Source organism: Bradyrhizobium sp. cir1 (assembly GCF_014198245.1).
In the GTDB taxonomy this organism is placed as follows: Bacteria; Pseudomonadota; Alphaproteobacteria; order Rhizobiales; family Xanthobacteraceae; genus Bradyrhizobium.
Window position 1 is genome coordinate 110889 of the sequence record NZ_JACIHE010000014.1, and the last position, 16637, is coordinate 127525.

Here is a 16637-nt window from a genome sequence, read left to right on the forward strand (position 1 = left end):
TCCGGGGAGAGATATGAGTAAGCGGGCCAAACGTGGAAAGGCAAAGACGCTCGCACTCCCAATGGTCGGGAGAGTTGCAATTGGCGCCGTGGCCGTCGCCGCATTGGGCTACGGTTTGCTGTCTCGCCCGGCGGGCGTGCAACCGGCAAGGAAGTCGTCCGCGTCCCAAGCCATGGCGTCGTCAACTCCGGTTTACGTGTCGACTCCGGCTCATGCGTCAGCTCCGGCTCCGATTCCGGCTCCGGCGCCTGTGGTCGAACCACCAAAAGCCGCTGACGGTCCCGGAACATTTGTCCGGCAGGTGGTTGACTACGCCAGCCACCAGACGCCGGGCACCGTGATCATCGATACCGGAAACACATTCCTTTATTTCGTTCTGAACGACAGGCAAGCGATGCGCTACGGCATTGGTGTCGGCCGCGAAGGTTTCGCATGGTCCGGTGAGCAGACCGTGGCCCGTAAAGCAGAATGGCCGGATTGGCGCCCGCCTGCGGAGATGGTCTCGCGTCAGCCTTATCTGCCGCGGTTCATGGCAGGCGGTCCCGGCAACCCGCTCGGCGCTCGGGCGATGTATCTGGGCGAAACCGAATACAGGATTCACGGCACCAACAAGCCCGATACAATCGGGAAGCGGGTTTCGTCCGGCTGTATCCGGCTGACCAATGAGGACGTCGTGGACCTCTATGAGCGGGTGAAAGTCGGAGCGAAAGTGATCGTGCTTCCGGCAACCGCTGCCCGCCGACCATCCCAGGGAGCGCCGCCCGACGCCGCTTTCCGATCGCCGGACCCGGCATTGCCGCCGAGCCGGCCCTCGGCGACCAACGCGCAGATGCCGTCATCCGGACCGAAGATCGCCGAGGTCCAGTAACTCAGCACTCCGTTCCCGGTCCGCAACTGAGGACAGGGAGGCAATTCAAGTCGTCGCTTTTATGACTGCTGCGCGGGCTCCAGGTCGTCATCGTCGAGCACGACGTCAACCGCGCCGACGGACGGCTACAGCGTGCGGACGTCCGTAGAAATATTCGGTGTCGCTCGCATCTACAGGAAGCGCGCTAAGCGCTCGGGGCTCGTCGCGGCCGAGAAGGTGTATGCAAGGCTTCACTGACGGGAAGTCCGATGTGTTCGTCGCGCCAAGGGGCGGGTCCGGTATCATGCTCCGCAGCCGTTGATTCAAATCAATCTGCTGGTCCTTGGCACTGTCAAGGTTTGCGCGCCTTGCTTGTTGAACGGGAGTGCTCGCAATGGGAATCCCTCGCAGTGCATTTGCAGGCGCATTCGTATTGGCCTTCGGCTGGACTCCGGTAGCTGCGCAACAGGTGACAGGCACTCCGGGCTCCCCTGGTGCCACGACCACCATCACCGGCCAGCAACTTCCGTCGCCGCCGCCAAAGTTTGGCGGCGTGATCAAGGAAAAGGCGTCGGAGTCGAGTTCGTGGTGGGCGCCGCGGATCGTGCCACCGAAAGGCGCGCCTAACGTGCTGCTGATCATGACGGATGACCAGGGCTTTGGGGCGCCCAGTACCTTCGGCGGCGTCATCCCCACGCCATCGATGGATCGCATCGCCAAGGCGGGGTTGCGATACACCAACTTTCATTCTACGTCGCTGTGCTCGCCGACGCGGGCCGCTCTGATCACCGGGCGCAACCATCACTCGGTTGGCTATGGGGTGGTCGGCGAAATCGCAACAGGCTTCCCGGGTTACGACTCCATCATCCCGATCGAGAAAGGCACCATTGGTACGATCCTGAAGGCGAATGGCTACGCGACCTCGTGGTTCGGCAAGGACCACAACACGCCGTCCTACCAGTCGAGTCAGGCCGGCCCGTTCGATCAATGGCCGAATGGAATGGGTTTTGATCATTTCTACGGCTTCGTGGGTGGCGATGCGAGCCAGTGGCAGCCGAACCTGTACCGCAACACGACGGCCATTTATCCCTTCCTCAACAATCCCGGCTGGAATCTCGAGACGGCAATGGCCGACGAGGCGATCCAGTACATGAAACAGCTCAAGGAGGTCGCGCCCGACAAGCCGTTCTTCGTCTATTACGTGCCGGGCGCCACCCACGCGCCGCATCATCCGACGCCCGAGTGGATCAAGAAGATCAGCGACATGCACCTGTTCGATGAGGGCTGGAACAAGGTGCGCGAGACCATCTTCGCCAACCAGAAGCGGCTCGGCATCATGCCTGAGAATGCCAAGCTCACGCCATGGCCGAAGGACCTGCCGGAATGGGACTCGCTGAGCTGGGACGAGAAGAAGCTCTTCATCAAGCAGGCGGACATCTACGGGGCCTATCTCGCCTACGCTGATCACGAGATCGGCCGGGTCATCCAGGCGGTCGAGGACCTGGGTCAACTCGACAACACCCTGATCATCTACATCGGTGGCGACAACGGCGCGAGCGCTGAAGGCATGCTCAACGGCACGCCGAACGAGTTCACCAGCTTCAACGGCGTCTCCGTGCCGGTCAAGGATCAGTTCCTCTGGTACCCGTTCTGGGGATCGGAACGGACCTTCCCGCATTACGCGGCAGGCTGGGCGTGGACGATGGATACGCCCTTCAAATGGGTGAAGCAGGTGCCGTCGCACTTCGGCGGGACCGCCCAGGGCATGGTCATGTCCTGGCCCGGCCATATCACGGATCTGGGCAGCATCCGCCGCCAGTTCTCTCACGTCATCGACGTCGTACCGACGATCCTCGAGGCGACCGGCATTCAACAACCCGACACGATCAACGGAATCAAGCAGAGTCCCATCGAAGGCGTCAGCATGATGTACACGTGGGACAAGGCGAACGCCAATGCGCCCACGCGGCACACCACGCAATATTTCGAGATGCTCGGCAATCGCGCCATCTATCAGGATGGATGGGTCGCAGCCACCACTCCGGCGACGATTCCGTGGGAGCTAAGCGCCAAGCCGGCACCTGATGTCATCACCGGCTACAATTGGGAACTGTACAACGTCCAGGACGACCCGACGCAGTCCAATGACCTTGCCGCCAAGATGCCGGACAAGCTCAAGCAGATGAAGGATCTGTTCTACTCCGAAGCGAAGAAGTACAATGTGCTGCCGCTCGACAACTCGACGCTCACGCGCTGGAATACCCCGCGCCCGAGTCTCACGGCAGGGCGGACGACCTTCACCTATTCGGGTGAGTTGATCGGCACACCGGCCAGCGCCGCGCCCGATATCCTGAACAAGGGCTACACGATCACTGCTGAGGTCAGCATCCCCGAAGGGGGCGCTGAAGGCATGATCGTGACCCACGGTGGGCGCTTCGGCGGTTATGCCCTCTTCCTGAGCAAAGGCGAGTTCGGAATTGGTCGCGGCAAGGCGGTGTTTTTGTACAACCTGCTCGACCTCAAGCGAACGGCCTGGGAGGGGCCGGAATTGACAGCCGGCAAGCACACCATCGTCTTCGACTTCAAGTCCGACGGTCCGGGCCTCGGCAAGGGCGGCACCGGCATCCTGTCGGTAGACGGCAAGGAAGTGGCGCGGAATTCGCTGGAGCACACCATCCCGGTCACACTGCCCGAGGACGAGAGCTTCGACGTCGGGCAGGACACCCGCACCGGCATCGCGCTGGTGGAGTATCGCTACGATCCTCCATTCAACTTTACCGGCAAGATCGACAGGCTGACCGTCAAGCTCGAACCGGAGATGCAGACGGTGGGCAAGAATTGACGATCCAGTAATTCGTCTCGCGGCGCGGCGTTAGACTTGCCTTCGCGTTTCAAAAAAGTCGCAAGGCGGTTGCGATGGATCAAGCCGATCCGTCCCGGCTTCCTCCCTACTGGCGACAAGGGAAAAGGGGCATCTGCTTCGAGGAGGCAGGTCATGGCGCAACAGGTATCGGGTGGTGTTGCCGAAGACCTACGCATTGAGGGCCGCGATGACGTTAGCGAAGCACAGTCGACTTTCGACCGCCTGTTGAGGGCCTATTTCGCAAGGCTTCTGGTCAGAGAAGTCGCGGCGAACGGGATCAATCACTCGTTCGAGCTTCCTTTTTCGCAAGGCGGCCATTCGCGCTCGACGTAGCACCACCCGGCGCGACGGTCTGGCATACCTTGGCACCGTCGCGATGCGAGATGCACGCGATGGAGGAACGCCGGGGCCAGCTTGATCTGGATCAAGGCCGATCCCGCAACACCATGTCTCGTTAGACCTGACGTTCACCGAGTGCCGGAGATTTGCATGTCTCTCGCTGCATCACGCGTCTTCATCCTCACCTCTGCCGCCGCGGCCATTGCGGACACGGCATTTGCCCGGGACAGCACGTCCTCCAGGCTGCGTCTGCCGAAGGCACACCGTCCCATGAGGATGATGTGCCCGCTTGCGGTCCTTTTCGCCCTGGAAGCGGTGTTGACGACGGCCGCGTTTGCCAAGACGCCGCGCGCAAAAGTCGTGACGGTCGTCGATGTTCGCCAGGCTCCGCCTCGAGCGACGAGCTGCGGCAGCAGCTTTGTGTGCAGACAAGACTTATTTGATCGCAGCAACAGGAACAATTTGAGATTCGATTGGCCTGCTCCTCCGGCTCAGCCTGGCCAATTCTGAGGCAATCTCTGTAATGGCATTGCAAGGTTATTGGTTTGATAGAGCGTTATTAAGGAGGTCAAGATGACGATCGCAGCATTATCTGCAGCGCTCCTCGGAACGCAATTGTTCGTGATGCCCGTCTCCGATCGCGTCCCCGAATTGAAGGTAGAGGCGACGTGCAAGGCGACCACAGCTGATGACAAGGCAATGGGGCTTGCGCTTCCTCAGAGCTTTGCGGACTGCATGCGCGACGAGTCGGACGCGCAGCAACAGCTCTCCACGATTTGGGGCGACACTCCCGGTCCTGTCCGCAACAGCTGCGAAGGGGAAGCCATAGCCGGAGGAAGCCAGAGTTATGTCGACCTTCTCACCTGCATCCAGATGGCAGGGTGGGCGAAGTCACCCTCGACCGCGACGCGGCTGAGGGGAGCAAGCAGGACTCGAAATTCACAGTGATCCGCCTCTCGCGTCGAAAGCGTGGCTCGCTCTGCTTGGCAGCCTGTCGATTGTGGCACACCTGATCATTTGAAAGAAGGAGCGATTGTATGAGACGCATTCCGCTTGGCATCGCCGCAATGGCTTTGGCGTTTGCGCCGACCGTTCTGTCGGCTCAATCGATCAATCTCACCGGCATCTACAAATGCGTTCAGATGTGCCGGGGAAATCTCCCGGCTCACATTACCCAGAACGGAACTGAAATTAATCTCGTGACGGAAGCAGGGCAGCCATCCCGCGCCTGGCCGGACTGGTACTGGCCCGCAAACCGGATCTGGATCGACGCATTCAATCAGAGTGCGGTCTATTCGCCGGATGGCATGCTCATTCAGTTCGATAGTGGCACGATCTGGCAGCGCGATTTGGCGCCGCTCCCGCCCCCACCGCCCCGGCGCCGGTAAGCGCCGCAGCTTCTGCAAGAGACAGGTCGATTTCCTGCTCAACGGGATCGAGAGCAGAAATTGCGCCGCTGACGATGAACTCGATCTCGCCTTCCGGACATCTGAGTTTGAGATAATGCGCGGCCTTGTCCCAATCGTTGCAGTTCCACACGCCCCGTGGTCTCTGGCGACAACAAGGCGAGATATTGCGGATCGTTGATCAGCGCGTCGACCAAGGAATCTACGCCAGCCGCTCAAGCGCGCGCTCCAATGCAGGGTTGGTTTCGCCAGTGGCCGAGAGCAGCGCCGCGGCCTTAGGCGGCAGCCTGACGGCGTGATCCTCGCCGGACTTGCGGCGGACTAGCACCTCAACCCGATCGCCCTTGCCGAGCTTGTCGAAGGCCTTGGCCGCCTTGCGGTCCTGGTCCGAGAGTTCGACAAATTGCATTATGTGGGTGGTCATTGGGCCGTCCTTACCAAGCCCTAATATAAGTCTCGTTGCCGTTAACTGAAATATCTGAAAGAAGATCATCCAACGGCGGATTTTCCAGACGATTTTAGCCGTCGCGTGCAGGTGTATGACTGCCGCGGGCGGTCGAACGGCATGCTTTCTGTCTACCGTGTTCCCGAAGAATGGGCCTCGCGCATGAGCGAATATCAGTACTACGAATTTCAAGCGATCGATCGACCTCTCGACCAGGCTGCGCAGGAGGCCCTGCGATCGATTTCTTCGCGGGCGCGGATCACAGCTACAAGCTTCATCAATCATTACGAATGGGGTGATCTCAAAGGTGACCCACGCAAGTTCATGGAACGCTGGTTCGACCTTCATCTCTATCTCGCGAATTGGGGCACGCGGCGTCTCATGATCAAGGTGCCCAAGCGCTTTGTGAACCAGGCGGAGCTGAAACCCTTTCTCCGCGAGATCGATTGGGCCGAGGTATGGATCTCCGACGATAACCTGATCGTCGATATTCAGCGTCACGAGGAGGGAGGCTACGATGAATGGGATGAGGACGGCTCCGGTCGGCTCGCTGCGCTCGCGCCGTTGCGAACCGATATACTCTCAGGAGACTTTCGCCTGTTTTATTTGCTTTGGCTGACAGCGGTGCAGGACGAATTGATTTCGGATGATGACGTCGAGCCGCTGCCCGGCATAGCTCCGTTGACCGGCCCGCTCGACGGCTTTGCGGAATTTTTCTGCATCGATTCCGACCTTGTGCAGGCGGCCGCGGAATCGGGTGCAGATGATCCGGGAATATCCGAGGGCAATCTGCGAAAAGCGTTGGCGGCCATTCCCGAGCGCGAGAAGATCGAGCTCCTTCTGCGCATTGTTGACGGCGACTCCTATGTGGGTGCGGAGCTCAGGAGCAGACTTCGCAAGAAAAGCCCGGTACCGAGAGGACACCGCACGGCCGGCACATTGCGAATGCGAGCACAGGAGATCAGAAACGCACGCGAGCGTGCCGACGCCGAGCGGCGTGAGAAGGAAGCACGCCATCGGGCTGCGGAAGCCGAAAAGGCACGTCGTGAGCGGTTGAAAGCCCTCAAGCAGCGCGGTGACGGCGTCTGGCGCGAGATCGAGCAAGGGATCGAACGCCGCAACCCAGCGGGGTATGACCTTGCGATAGGCCTTCTTTCCGATCTTCGCGCGCTCGCCGTAGAGGAGGGAAGCCAGGGTGATTTCAATGGTCGCGTCGGCGCGATCCGGGCGCGTCACGAGAAGAAGGGCAGGTTCATTGAGCGGTTGGACAAGCTTGAATGACGGTGACGTGGTGTCACCGCAACGAGGCCCAGACAGCGGAATAGACCTGTCGGTAGCCTGGATGCAGGACTCGAACCTGCAACCAGACCGTTATGAGCTGCAGGATAACGATCAGCCTTATTGATTTTTCTGCGGTTTCGGTTGCGTTCGATGGTCTTGGTCGGGCTCTGATCAAGTTGTTTCTGGTGCGAAACTGGTGCGCTGAGTGGCTGGTCGAAAGTGTTCGTGCGCAAGTCAGGGCCGAACAAGCTTCGACCATCAAATAAGCAAGTGTGACTGCTGCCTATAGCTGGCGCAGGATCACGGGATCGGTGATCTTATCGTCGGCGGCGAGCAGCAGCGCCTTGGAGATGATGATTGACAACGTGCGGTCGCCCTCGAATGGCAACCAGATCCTGTCGCCTTCCGCAGAGCTCTTGGGAACGATGCAGATGTGCCTGCCGCCGCGCGAGCAGGCGCCCGAACCGAGATGAATTTCGTATTCGTGCCAGGTGCCCCGCACGACCAGATAGCGATCCTCGAGTTTCAGTAGCGGCGCGATCTTGAGGCGCGGCACGATCCGCTCAAGCATGGCGCGACGTCTCTTGCCGGACTCGACCAGCGTTGCCGTGTTGGTCTGGAGCCAGTAGTCCTGGGCATGGCGGGCCCACTGGTTGGGATGATCGGCATCGCGGCCGCGGTCGAGCCAATCGGGATCCGCCGCAATTGATGCCACCGCCGTGAAGAGATCGGCGTGGCGCATGATTTCCGAAAAGACGACCGGCGGTATCTCGGTCAGAGCCACCGGATCTCCCCGGCGCGGGCCATTCGCACTGTCGCCGGCGCCTTCGTGCACGCGGTGGAATTGGACGCGGTCCGTCGAAACATAGGCGTATGCGGCGCTACCCGACACTTGGGGATCATCGCCGCCCGCACCTTTCACCCAGTAGTCGGCCACGAGATTGTAGGCCGGAATGACCAGATGCCATGGTTCGTCATTCGCGGCATCGACCCACATACGATGCGTCACGCGCCATCCATTGAGCCGCGCGAGCGTCATGGCCTGGTGCTGCTTGAGAATATGCGCTGCCCAGCGATTGCTATAGGTTCCGGTAGCGCGTTCGGCATCGGTCAGCGCGTAGACCTCGCGCCAGACCTGCGCGAAGGACTGGGTTACCTGCAACGCCTCCAGCCGGTCGCGCCAGGCCTCGACCGCAGCGACCTCGGCATCCATCGGGTGCCACAGTCGCACCGTCGCGCCGTCCAGCGAGACCCGGTTGCCGGCGACGTCGAGCAACGACTCTCCCGCATCGTCGGGTAGCGCTGCCGCGCTTTGGCCATCCGGCCCGTCGATCCACCAGACAAGCTTGCGCGCAAAGCCGCGCATCAAGGGATGATCGAGGTAGCGCGACCGCCAGATGTCGGCCGGCCAGGCGCGAGGCTGCAGATAGAAATGCTGGAGCCGCTGCGGCTGTATCGCCAAGTCCGCATTGAGTTCCTTGAGGTCGGCCTGAACCTCCTTGAACAGGCCCTTCTCGTCCTTCATGGCCTTCGAAGGTGATTTCAACTGCTTGCCCGCGTCATCGAACCATTCGAGCTTTGCGGAATTGCGTGCCACGCGAAACACCGCTTTCCCTTGCTCGAATGCAACGTGGCGCGTGCCGTCGCGACCGAGCCCATGGGTCGGCACCGAGATTTCGTCGAGTTCGGCGCGGCCGATGCCCGCCTTGTGCGCGGCTTCGTTGAGCTTGGTGTCGATCTTCGACTTGACCTTCGGATATTTCACCCGCGCGAGGATGCGGGCGAGATAGGGCACCCCGGCGCCATCAGGCAATTCGGCCAGCACCCAGAGGCAGGCGTTTCCGAGCTTCTCCGAGCGCATTCCAATTCCCTCGCGCGTCACATAGCATTGCTTCAGCGCAAAGTCGGTGAGCATCGGGCCAACGTCGGCGGCGGGCAGCGAGGCCGAGGCGTAGATCATGGTGCGCAGATAGGCCTCGCCTGTCACACCAAAATGCCCGATAAAGGGGCTCGCAACCTCAACAATGCGCCGCAGATGGTCGAGCCGTGTCTCCTGGGGCAGCGTCTCCCAGATCACGCGGACATCCTGCTGCCATTTCGCTGATGGCGCTGAGCGCTTCTCGATCTGGTGCGTAAGACTCGCCAGCTTCTGGGTTGCATCGGGCTGGCTTTCGACCAATGGCCGGAACGCGCCGCGCAGCTCGTGCAACATACGCCCTCGCTCGATGAATAATGTGACCATCGGGACATAGGTCGATGTCCGGTCCCGCAAAAAGGAGGCATTGAAGTGCAGCCCGGCGGCGCCGATCAGGCGGCCGACTTCCCCGACGCGTCCATCGCCTTCGGGTACGGCCTCGATCGCGTAGCTGAGCCTTGCCAGGCCTTCGAGATAGTCGCTGTGTACCCGGTCATAGAGGCGCGGCTCGAGCAGGCTGCCGAAATGCTCCTCCAGCTTCCGCAATTCCGTGTAGTCGCCGGAACGGAAATCAGGCAGTTCGATCGGGGGAAGGTTGGCAGCCTTTTCGGGATCGCTCCCGGCATGGTGCGCACCGTCGCGGAGAACTTCCCGCACATCGGCAGCCCAGACCACATAAGCGCTGTGCCCGATTAGCTGTTTCAGCGCCTGCGCGGTTTGCCCGCCGGGATGGGCCTGCGCGGTCTTGAGCAGCTGTTTGAGGATGAGCCGGCTAGTCTCGGTGCGATAATGCTCCTTGCACGTGAGCAGGAATATCAACCGTGCGTGATCCCGATCGGGATCGGCCAACTCCATTTTGCTCTTGGACATCTCGATCGCCAGCGTATCGAGCCACGGTATCGTGCGTGCCGGCGGCTCGAGTTCATGGGAGAAGAATCCATTGTGCCGCGCGAGAGCCTGCAGGTTGTTGTAGCCGCTGGACGTGACGATGATATCCAGCAGATGTGAAAATGCCTTGCCCCTGGCTCGCGCATCCGCGCCGAACAAGTTCTGCAGGGCTTGGGACTGATGGGAACGGCTGTGATAGAGGTCTTTTCCGCCATCCAACACGTGCTCGAGCACCGGGCCGAGCAGTGGACCAGCGTCAGCAACCAACAGATCTCGCCGGAGCTGGACCTCACGGCTTTTCACTGCCCACAGGGCGAGGGTCGGGATTTCCTCCCTCGCAACGCCGAGCGCGGGCAGATTTTCCTCAACCAACTTGCGAAACTGTGATGCGCCGAGTTTCTGGCCTTGCAAAGTGGCATCGAGGAAGGCGATCAGCGCGGCGCGCAGCACCGGGCCGCCGCTCGCCGCGCGTCTCATGATCCCTGCGAGGAAAGAAGTTCTCGCCAAACCCTGGTGTGGATCGGCCAGTATGACCTGCTGGTAGGAAGTGAGCGCCGCCGATATCTGCTGGTCCGAGAGGCGCCAGTCCTGAACGGGCATTGTCTCAAGTTGGTCCATGCTATGGCACATGGTCCACTGATAGCCGTTCCAGAGCTGATAGCTGCGCGTGCCGTCGGCACGCGCTGCGGTGGCGTGCGCCACCGGAAGCGAAATGACCAGGCTCGCGACCAGATCGACCGGATCAGTATTCCGGAGCAGTTCTTCCGTGAACGATCGCGTCGCTGCGTGGAAATGTATCGGGTCCAGCACCGTGTGCTTGTAGTGATCGAGGACCCGTTCGGCCAGGGGCGTGAGCTCCGGTCCCGTAACCGCTGACATGATGCGGCGCCCGAATTCGACCGGCTTGTCACCAACCAGTCCACGTAGCAGGCGATCGAGCATGGCTCAGCCCCCCTGAAGTGGAGTGAGCTGGAGAAACGTGACCTTTCCGGTCTTGTCGAGCTCGAGTTCGTCGTCCAGATGCTCGGCCTGACGGTCGTCCAGCAGGATGAAGAAGCGGTTGCGGAGGAAACCTTGCTCGGCGGCTTCGATCAGCCGGTCGCGGGCAACAGCCTCTCCAACGCGGCACGCATGGAAAATGCTCGGGCGCAATGCCTTGTCCGCGCCGTTTAGCTCCAGTTCGCGGCTCGATACGTCCGGCATTGCCCGGCTGCGAACATCGGCCTCGCGGTCACGATGGGCTTCGAGTTCGAGGTCCACCCGCGCGGCGATCAGTTCGCGCACACTGATGACCGGCTTGTGCGAGCGCATCTCGCCGACCGAATAGATTTTTCCGCCGATTTCATCTGTCAGGAGCATTGCTTTGCCTGTCATGCTGCGGGACGCAAGAGGGATCATCTCACCAGAAAACCCTTATGATCTGTTCAATTTAAACGCGTTAAATTGCAGCTTTCAACGGGGAATATCAGCGACCTGCCGCGTCACATGCAGTGGCCATACGCGCGTGAGGGGTTAACGATATCTTTGTTGCACCGTCGGATCGTGACACCGCTCAGGACGATCCGCAGTCTGATCGCCGCACCGTCAGCTCCAGGGCGGTAGCCTTCGTGTGGCGTTGGCCTGCTTCGCCGAGCTCGCTGCAGTAGTCCGTCTTCGCTTCCGCTGCGCTCCAGCTACGCCGGACACCACGCTTCGCCCCAGGTTCTCCGCGTGGCTGCGCCACGCGTAGCCCGCAGGGCGAAGCGTGGTGGGCCCGGCAGGACTCGAACCTGCAACCAGACCGTTATGAGCGGCCGGCTCTAACCATTGAGCTACAGGCCCCGCCGCGGGACGGCCGCGGGAAATGCGCGGCCGGCAACGGTGCGCGGTTCGTTTACAGGGATGGAGGCGGGGGTGCAATGCTGGCACCGGCGGATGGAGACGCCAGCGCGGCATCCGCCGACCATTTTTGAATACCCGAAATTGGCGATGATGCCCTTATAGACCAGTTTTGCCCGACGGGTCAAACCGCCCGAGTGGCGGCTTGCCGGCTCGTTTCCGTAACCCACTGTAATTGCTGGGCTCTTCTACTGTGCATGGGGTTGTTTTCGCTACTCTTGGTTTGAGAGGACCTGTCGGCCCTCTCAAACGTCCTGCCGGCGCGCGCCAAGCCCCGCCGCCGAGCCGCCACTAAAGCATGATCCGGAAAAGTGCGAAGCGGTTTTCCGGAAAGATCATGCGTAAACAACAACCTAAAGCGCGATGACGATTCATCCAAATCTCATCGCGCTTTAGTCCACCGACACCCCCGCGAACTCCACCACCTTGCGCCATTTCTCGGTCTCGTCGGTGACCAGCTTGCCGAAGTCGGCGGGCGTCATTGGCCTCGGGATGCCGCCGGTCTCGGCGAGGCGGGCGATCACCTTCGGGTCCTTCAGCGCATCGCCGACGGCCTTGTTGAGGATCTCGATCACCTCGCTCGGGGTGCCCTTCGGCACGGAGATGCCGTAGAAGCCGACCGATTCGAAGCCCGGCACGGTCTCGGCGATCGCGGGCACGTCGGGCACGCTCGGCCAGCGCTGCGGCGAGGTCACCCCTAAGGCGCGGACATTGCCGCCCTTCACCTGCTCCAGCGCGGACGGCAGATTGTCGAAGATCAGCTGCACCTTGTTGGAGATGATGTCGGGGAATGCGATCGCCGAGCCACGATAGGGCACGTGCACCATGTCGCACTTGGTCATCACCTTGAACAGCTCCGCCGACATGTGCACCGAGGTGCCGTTGCCGGACGAGGCGAAGGAGATCTTTCCGGGATTGGCCTTGCAGTAGTCGATGAACTCCTGAACGGTCTTCGTCGGCATTCCGTTGGAGACCACCAGCATGTTGGTGAGCTGCATGATGCTCGCGACCGGCACGGTGTCGCGCAGGAAGTCGAACGGCAGCTTCTTGTAGAGCGAGGTCGAGATCGCGTTGTTGGGCGCGACGAACAGCAGCGTGTAGCCGTCGGCCGGCGAATTGATCGCAGCCGCAGCCGCGATGTTGCCGCCCGAGCCGGTGCGGTTCTCGACGATGAACTGCTGTCCGAGGCGATCCGAGAGCGCCTGCGCCATGATCCGCGCCACGATGTCGACCGGGCCGCCGGCGGAGAAGCCGATCAGCCAGTGCACGGGGCGGTCGGGGTAGCCGGCGGCGGCGGGAGGAGTGGTGCTGAAAAGACCTAAGAGAACTGCGAGCCCAAACAAACCGTTACGCAAAATTCGCAACATGACGCCTCCCATTGTTCTATTGTCGTTGGGCTGCATGCTTTCACAAAAATGCGCGGCTGCCTACATCGCCGCAAGTCGGTGTTGACGCAGGCCCGCCGGGAATGACCATGAGATTCGCTTTCCCCATCCTTCTTGCGGCGGCGCTGTTCGCCAGCCCCGCCGCCGCCCAAACCGGAGGCAACGCCATTCCCACCACGACACTCAGCTTGGGCACCGCGACACCCGGCGGCGGATTCCCGCTCTATGGCAACGCCTTCGCGGAGGTGATGAACGCGGCCGATCCGGTCATCACCATCGCCCCGCGCAACACCAAGGGCAGCAACGAGAACATTCCGCTGCTGGAGAAGGGCGAACTCGATCTCGCGCTGGTCGCGGGCGAGCCGGCCTATGAGGCCTTCGCCGGCATCGGCCGCGCGCCCGTACGCTTGAAGATTCTCACGGCGATCTATTCCAATCCCGGCATGTTCGTGGTGCGCGCCGACAGTCCCTACAGGACGATTGCCGATCTCGTCGGCCGGCCCGTCGCGTTCGGCGCCAAAGGCTCGGGCCTGCCGATCCTGGCGCGCTACGTGCTCGATGGTCTCGGCCTCAAGCAGGACGAGGACTTCAAGGCCGTCTATCTCGACCGCGCCGGCGACGGCCCCGCGATGGTCCAGGACAGCCGCGTCGCCGCGCTGTGGGGCGCCGGCATCGGCTGGCCCGGCTTTGCCGCAGTAGCCTCCAGCGCATCGGGTGCGCGCTTCATCGCACCCAGTGCGGAAGAGATCGCGCGCATCCGCGCCAAGCATGCGTTCCTGAAGCCGCTCACCGTGCCGGCCGGCAGCTACCCGAAGCAGCCCGAGCCGATCGCCTCGCTCGGCTCGTGGAGCTTTGTGCTGACGCGCGAGGATCTGCCTGACGATATGGCCTATCGCCTTGCCAGGACGCTGCACGGCAATGAGGCGACGTTCTGCAAGAAGCTCGCGCAGGCCTGCGAGACCACGGCCGCGAACACCGTCGCAGCCGCGCCGAAGCCGGAGCTGATCCATCCGGGTGTGATGAAGTATTTCCGCGAGATCGGGGTGGTGAAGTGACGATCGCTTTAAGCGATCGTCACTTCTTCACCATCGCACACGCCGGGTCCGGCGGGCCGAACGCCTTGTCGCCGGAGATGGTCGTGAGGATCTTGTAATAGTCCCACGGATATTTGCTCTCCTCCGGCGTCTTCACCTGCACCAGCCAGAGGTCGTGCACCATCAGATTGTCCTCACGCAGTTTGCCGTTGCGGGCGAAGAAATCCTCGATCGGCTTCTCGCGCATCTTTGCCGCCACCTTGAGCGGGTCGTCGGTGCCGGTCTCCTTGATGGCGTTGAGATAGTGCATCACGCTGGAATAGACGCCGGCCTGCCACATCGACGGCATCTTGTTCATCTTGGCGAAATAGCGCTTCGACCATTCGCGGGTCTTGTCGTCCATGTCCCAGTAGAACGAGGTGGTCAACAGCAGGCCTTGCGCGGCCTGCAGGCCGAGGCCGTGGATGTCGGTGATCAGCGCCAGCAGCGCCGCCATCTGCTGGCCGCCCTTGAACACGCCGAACTCCGAGCCGGTCTTGATCTCGTTCATGTTGTTGGGGGGACCTGCGGCAATGCCGATGATCTTGGCCTTGGAGGCCTGCGCCTGCAGCACGAAGGAGGAGAGATCAGGCGTTGCCAGCGGCGGCCGCACCGAACCCAGCACCTTGCCGCCATTGGCGGTGACGACGCTGGACGCGTCGCGTTCGAGGGAGTGGCCGAAGGCGTAGTCGTCGGTGATGAAGAACCAGCTGTTGCCGCCGCGCTTGACCACGGCATCGGCGGTGCCGACCGCGAGCGCGCGGGTGTCGAACACCCACTGGATCGCGTAGGGCGAGCAGAATTTGCCGTGGAAATCGGCGGTGCCGGTCGAGTGGGTGATGAACAGCCGCTTCTTCTCGTTGGCGACGTTCTGCACCGCGAGCCCGACCGCCGAGACCGGCACGTCGACGATCAGATCGACCTGGTCGACGTCATACCAGCGCCGCGCGATCGTGCCGCCGATGTCGGCCTTGAGCTGATGGTCGCCGATCACGATGCTGATCGGCTTGCCGAGCACGGTGCCGCCGAAATCGTCGATCGCCATCTGCGCCGCCGTCACCGAGCCCTGGCCAGTCGGCGCGGAGGCCGGGCCGTTCATGTCGGTGAGCACGCCGATCTTGACGACGTTGTCGGACACCTGCGCGATGGCGGCGCCCGGCAGCAGGGCCGCCGTCAAGAACGTCGCTGCAAAGCCGGCCGCGACCGGCAGTCCAAATCTCGCTGGATTCACGCTTGTCCTCCCCTGACCCGGCGCGTTGGCCGGTGTTGCTTTTTACCGGGTGCGGCCCGGCTGAATTGGTTTCTTTTGCAACTATTAGGGGGCCGGCGTCAATGTCAGGCCGCGAAGCGGATCTGTCCCGCCGGGGAGGGATCGTAGCCGGTCAGCTCCTCGGCGCGCTGGCGCAGCCGTCGTTCGTTGAGGAATCGGATCAGCGCCTGCATGGCGGGGCGGAAATAGCTGCGCTGCCGCATCGCGAGATCAAAGTTCTCCCAGACCAGCGGCACGAAATCGAGGCCGGCCGAGCGCGCCGCCGCGCGCGTCGCGATCCCGCAATCGGCTTGTCCGGCGCGGACCATTTCGGCGAGATCCGGCCCGGTGTGGGCCGGCGTCTCCACCCGGCGCAAATCGCGCGTCGTGGCGTCCGCGCGCTTCAGCAGCGCCTCGAGCAGCATCTGCGCGCCCGTGCCCTGTTGTCGCATCGCCATCCTGGCGCCGACCGCGAGCACGTCGGCGAGGCCGCGCAGCCGTTTCGGATTGCCCGGCGGCAGCACGAGACCCTGCTCGCGGCGCACGAACGCGACCAGCAGCGCGTCATGCAGGTCCGGAGCGTTTTGCAGCGCGGTCACACTGGCGTCGGCGGCAAGATTGCCGGCGGCGTCCAGGCTGTGGAAGTGCACGGCCACGGCCATTACCTCGTCGCGCTGCAGGCGCTCGAGTCCGCGCGCGCTGCCCTCGCTCATCGAGCCGAGGCCAGAGCCGGATTCGCGCAGGCTCCAGTCCAGCAGCTCGTCCTGGCTGCCGCCCATGACGGGCGGCGGCTCGGTGGTCAGCATGCCTGCCGGACGCGCGAGGCCCGACAGGACCCAGAGGTCGAGTTCGTGCCGGGGGAAGAGCCACTTACCGGTCACCTTGCTGCAGGGGATCGCACCGGTGGTGACCAGTTCGTAGAGCTTGCGTTCGCCAAGTCGGAGATAGTCAGCGGCTTCACTGGTCGTCAGGAATTCCATCCTGCATTCCTATGCAAATTCTTGCTTCTTTTTGGACGTTCGTCGCAGGTGGAATTCTGCAGTTCATTTTGTGTCCGCGGGAACCATG

General features: G+C 62.2%; 14 protein-coding genes and 1 tRNA gene. 8 read left to right on the forward strand and 7 right to left on the reverse strand.

All coding sequences use genetic code 11. From position 1 onward, the window contains the following. Nucleotides 1–13: 13 nt before the first annotated feature. The 6 genes from GGD63_RS25710 (at nucleotide 14) to GGD63_RS25735 (ending at nucleotide 5437) form a co-directional block, all read left to right on the forward strand. Nucleotides 14–868 (forward strand): L,D-transpeptidase, encoded by an 855-nt coding sequence (locus tag GGD63_RS25710; protein WP_183245947.1) that lies wholly within the window; start codon nucleotides 14–16, stop codon nucleotides 866–868. A 373-nt stretch (nucleotides 869–1241) separates the two neighbouring features. After that, the gene (locus GGD63_RS25715; RefSeq protein WP_183245948.1) at nucleotides 1242–3689 is read left to right on the forward strand and encodes an arylsulfatase; all 2448 of its coding nucleotides are present in this window, start codon (nucleotides 1242–1244) and stop codon (nucleotides 3687–3689) included. Between the two features lie 153 nt (nucleotides 3690–3842). After that, nucleotides 3843–4043, forward strand: a complete 201-nt coding sequence (locus tag GGD63_RS25720; protein ID WP_183245949.1) for a hypothetical protein — start codon at nucleotides 3843–3845, stop codon at nucleotides 4041–4043. 156 nt (nucleotides 4044–4199) lie between these two features. Further along, complete coding sequence (locus tag GGD63_RS25725) at nucleotides 4200–4559, forward strand: hypothetical protein (protein ID WP_183245950.1); 360 nt, start codon at nucleotides 4200–4202, stop codon at nucleotides 4557–4559. 63 nt (nucleotides 4560–4622) lie between these two features. Continuing rightward, entirely contained in the window at nucleotides 4623–4997 is a 375-nt protein-coding gene (locus GGD63_RS25730; RefSeq protein WP_183245951.1) for a hypothetical protein, read from the forward strand. 89 nt (nucleotides 4998–5086) lie between these two features. Beyond that, the gene (locus GGD63_RS25735) at nucleotides 5087–5437 is read left to right on the forward strand and encodes a hypothetical protein (RefSeq protein ID WP_183245952.1); all 351 of its coding nucleotides are present in this window, start codon (nucleotides 5087–5089) and stop codon (nucleotides 5435–5437) included. 220 nt (nucleotides 5438–5657) lie between these two features. On the opposite strand, the gene GGD63_RS25740 is transcribed toward GGD63_RS25735, so the two are convergent. Beyond that, nucleotides 5658–5879: a hypothetical protein gene (locus GGD63_RS25740; protein WP_183245953.1), complete on the reverse strand. Its 222-nt coding sequence runs from the start codon at nucleotides 5877–5879 to the stop codon at nucleotides 5658–5660. Nucleotides 5880–6062: 183 nt separating this feature from the next. Between GGD63_RS25740 and GGD63_RS25745 the strand changes: the two genes are divergently transcribed. Beyond that, nucleotides 6063–7181, forward strand: coding sequence for a hypothetical protein (locus tag GGD63_RS25745; protein ID WP_183246043.1), 1119 nt, complete (start codon nucleotides 6063–6065; stop codon nucleotides 7179–7181). 283 nt (nucleotides 7182–7464) lie between these two features. Here GGD63_RS25745 and GGD63_RS25750 read toward each other — a convergent pair whose 3' ends face one another. The 4 genes from GGD63_RS25750 to GGD63_RS25765 all read right to left on the reverse strand — a co-directional run bounded on the left by GGD63_RS25750 (nucleotide 7465) and on the right by GGD63_RS25765 (nucleotide 13229). Continuing rightward, nucleotides 7465–10926, reverse strand: a complete 3462-nt coding sequence (locus GGD63_RS25750) for a DUF4132 domain-containing protein (protein WP_183245954.1) — start codon at nucleotides 10924–10926, stop codon at nucleotides 7465–7467. A gap of 3 nt (nucleotides 10927–10929) precedes the next feature. After that, a complete protein-coding gene (locus GGD63_RS25755; RefSeq protein WP_183245955.1) occupies nucleotides 10930–11343 on the reverse strand; it encodes a hypothetical protein in 414 nt (137 codons plus the stop codon). Between the two features lie 386 nt (nucleotides 11344–11729). Then, nucleotides 11730–11805, reverse strand: a tRNA-Ile gene (locus GGD63_RS25760). Between the two features lie 449 nt (nucleotides 11806–12254). Then, nucleotides 12255–13229, reverse strand: a complete 975-nt coding sequence (locus tag GGD63_RS25765) for a tripartite tricarboxylate transporter substrate binding protein (RefSeq protein WP_183245956.1) — start codon at nucleotides 13227–13229, stop codon at nucleotides 12255–12257. A gap of 107 nt (nucleotides 13230–13336) precedes the next feature. On the opposite strand from GGD63_RS25765, the gene GGD63_RS25770 reads away from it, so the two are divergent. Beyond that, nucleotides 13337–14302, forward strand: coding sequence for a TAXI family TRAP transporter solute-binding subunit (locus tag GGD63_RS25770; protein WP_183245957.1), 966 nt, complete (start codon nucleotides 13337–13339; stop codon nucleotides 14300–14302). Between the two features lie 19 nt (nucleotides 14303–14321). Here the strand turns inward: GGD63_RS25770 and GGD63_RS25775 are convergent, their stop codons facing one another. Both GGD63_RS25775 and GGD63_RS25780 read right to left on the reverse strand, forming a co-directional pair. Then, nucleotides 14322–15551: an ABC transporter substrate-binding protein gene (locus GGD63_RS25775; protein ID WP_183245958.1), complete on the reverse strand. Its 1230-nt coding sequence runs from the start codon at nucleotides 15549–15551 to the stop codon at nucleotides 14322–14324. Between the two features lie 104 nt (nucleotides 15552–15655). Further along, on the reverse strand, nucleotides 15656–16549 hold the full coding sequence (locus GGD63_RS25780) for a helix-turn-helix transcriptional regulator (RefSeq protein WP_183245959.1): 894 nt from the start codon (nucleotides 16547–16549) through the stop codon (nucleotides 15656–15658). Between the last annotated feature and the right edge of the window lie 88 nt (nucleotides 16550–16637).